The organism is uncultured Campylobacter sp., from assembly GCF_938045595.1.
In the GTDB taxonomy this organism is placed as follows: Bacteria; Campylobacterota; Campylobacteria; order Campylobacterales; family Campylobacteraceae; genus Campylobacter_B.
On record NZ_CALIBB010000236.1, the window covers coordinates 1 to 3,124 of the forward strand.

Sequence of the window (3,124 nt, forward strand, 5' to 3'; positions counted from 1 at the left end):
CGATAAACATAAAGAAAATCCCCAGAAATAGGGGGCTTAGCGATCGCGCCGCGCGCATAGATTCAAACAATGACTTTCCCTTGGAATTAAATTTGGCGTTATTGTAGCCTTTTATTGATTAAAGCTCGGTTTTTATATAAAAATATTTGAAAAATTTCGATTCGGATAGGGATTTTAAAAAGATGCGAAAATTTATAAAGGAAAATAAAGCCAAAATTTTATCGCAGATGCCCAAGATCAAGTGCAGGTAGCGCCCAAAAGCCCAGCGTGCGATAAAATTTTACCGCAGCGGTTTTAAAACGGCGCGAGCGTTTAAATTTAGAGGCGGCTCGTAATGAAGCGCTTGAAATTTTGAGATAAAATTTTAATCCAAATGTTAAAGCTCTAGTAGTCGTGCCTCGTCGCACCAAAGAGGCGAGCTTTATTGAAAAGCTCGGTAGCCAAAATAACGATCCGTGCGGCTAAATTTAAAGGTAGAATTTCAATCTTTGCGGATAAATTTATGCGGCTTGCTTCAAAGCTAAAATTTCAAAATTTCATAGAGCAAAACCGGGGCGCAAAAGGCGCAGAATTTTAAAATTCTAGCTGTTTTGCATAATCCCTTTTAGGCTGCGATACTCCTCGCACTCGCCCGTCAGCTTCGCGTCGGTGCCGATGGCGAGGATGCGACCGTTTTTCATCACGGCGATATTATCGGCGCGTTCGATCGTGGATAGGCGGTGAGCGATTACAAAGACGATTTTGCTTTGTTTGATCTTTTCGATGACGTTTGAGATCTCCTTTTCGCTCGCGTTATCCAGCGCCGAAGTCGCCTCGTCGAATATTAAAATTTGCGGATCCTTATACAGTGCGCGCGCGATGGCGATACGCTGGCGCTGCCCGCCGCTAAGATTTGCGCCGAACTCGCTAAGCACGGTGTAAATTCCATCCTTCATCGAGCTTACGAACTCATAGGCATTGGCGAGCTTCAGCGCTTCTATGACGCGCTGCTCGTTAAATTCCGCGCCGTAGCTTACGTTTTGCGCGATCGTGTCGTTGAAAATATAGACGCGCTGGCTTACGAGGCCGATATTTTCGCGCAGGCTAGGGATGCTAAACTCGCCGATCTCGTCGTTGCCGTTGAATAAAATTTTACCGCTGCTTGCGTCGTAAAAGCGCATCAGCAGGTTCACGACCGAGCTTTTGCCGCCGCCGCTGTTTCCAACGAGCGCTAAAATTTCGCCCTTTTTGACGCTAAAGCTTATGTCTTTTAGCGCCGCCTTGTCGCCGTAGTTTAGCGACACGTCGCAAAAGCTCACCGAGCCGATCTCGCCCATCTGCTTGCCGCCTCCGACGATCGTAGGCTCCAAATCTATCAGCTCAAACGTCCGCTCGCTCGCGGCGATGGCGTCTTGCATATTATTGTAGAGCGATGAGACCTTTTTTATCGGGGTGTAGACCATAAAAAGCGCCGTAAGGAAGCTGAAAAAGCTGCCGATGCTCATTTGACCCGCGATGACCTCCTGTCCTCCGACGATGATCACCACGGCGATACCCACGGCGCCTAGCATCTCCATGATCGGGCTTACCAGGCACGCCGTTACGACCGCCTTTAAATTTAGACCGAAAAATTTCTTGTTTTCGGCGTTAAATTTCTCCACTTCAAAGCTTTCGGCGTTGCTTGCCTTGACGATTTCGATGTTGGAGTAAATTTGACTGAGCGCTGAGGAGATATCGGATGTTTTTTCTTGAGACTCGCGCGAAATTTTTTTCATCCGCTTTGCAAGGCGCGAGAGCGGATATATCGCGCACGGAAAGACCACGAGCGCGAAAAACGAGAGCTTTGGGCTCTGATAGATCACGACGCCCAAAAGCCCCAAAATCGTAATGATCTGCGTGAAAAAATCGGGGATCATATTCGAAACCACGACGCGGATGCGCTCGATGTCGTTGATCGTGCGGCTGATGAGCTCGCCCGTGCGGAAGCGGTTGAAAAAATCCACGTCCAGCCGCACGAGGCTTGCGACGAGCCTATCGCGGAAGCGGCGCACCGTGTCTTGACCGATGAAGGCGGTGAAGTAGTTTTGCATAAACGCGCCGCCGCTTTTCATCGCAAAAACCACGATAATCGCGATCGGAAGCGTGTAGAGATACGGCTCGTTTTTTTCGACGAAAATTTTATTTAAAACGGGCTCGACCAGCTTTGCGCTCGCAGCAGTCGCCACGCTCGTCATCACCATACCCAAAATCGCCAATGCAAACTGCGGCTTGTAATCCCTAAAATAGGGCTTAAAGCGCGATAGTAAAGTTTTAAAGCCGTTCAAATGCTATCCTTTTTTATAAAATTTTTAAAATTTAAAATCCTAAAATTTATGAAATTTTAAAATTCTTGAAATTTTAAAATTTATGAAATTTTAAAATTCTTGAAATTTTAAAATTTATAATTCCAAAATTCCTTAAATTTTAGAATTTCGACCGCGAGGCAGCACAAAATTTATGGGGCGGCGCGGAACTAATTCGCGCTTCGCAAGTTCACCAAATCAAACTCATTCACATGCGGCGACCGCGCGAACGATGCCGAGATTTAGCTTTTTTGTTTGCCGCTTTTAAAGCGTTAAGCGCTTAAAGCAAGCGAGTTTTTATTTATCGCAATCTCTAAACACTTTCGCACGCCATTTTTAAAACATTGAACGCTTTAAGGCGCCATAAAGCGCTACAAAATGCCGTATCGTAATATACATCGTGTATCGCGACTTCGCATCGCCGCGCCGCATTGCTATTTCGCACCACCGCACTACCTATTAAAATCGCGGCCTGCCTTGCGCATTCGCCACTATATCAACAACATTACCGAATGAAATCGTGACTTTCGTTGCTGTGTGCACCCACGAATATCGCCGAATAAAAATCGTGCCGAAATTTGTGCGTCGCGGCAGCGCATTACACTATACTTAGTCGCGTTAAAATTTACGCACAGGTGCGCCGCAGTGCTGCTTTCACCGCGCTACGGCACAACTCTGCATCGCTAATTGCCATAAAATCGCACTAAAATTTATGTGCAGTCAGGCGCGTAGTGCTACCGCTGTACCGCGCTATATCGCGCCGCCGTATCGTCCATTGCCGATAAAACGCGGTAAATACGCGC

Annotated in this window: 2 protein-coding genes; one reads left to right on the forward strand and one right to left on the reverse strand. The window is 46.8% G+C overall.

The window, feature by feature from the left end:
- The first annotated feature begins 424 nt into the window (after positions 1-424).
- Positions 425-577 (forward strand): hypothetical protein, encoded by a 153-nt coding sequence (locus tag Q0340_RS08990; protein ID WP_298083044.1) that lies wholly within the window; start codon positions 425-427, stop codon positions 575-577.
- A 4-nt stretch (positions 578-581) separates the two neighbouring features.
- Here the strand turns inward: Q0340_RS08990 and Q0340_RS08995 are convergent, their stop codons facing one another.
- Entirely contained in the window at positions 582-2,303 is a 1,722-nt protein-coding gene (locus Q0340_RS08995; RefSeq protein ID WP_298083045.1) for an ABC transporter ATP-binding protein, read from the reverse strand.
- Between the last annotated feature and the right edge of the window lie 821 nt (positions 2,304-3,124).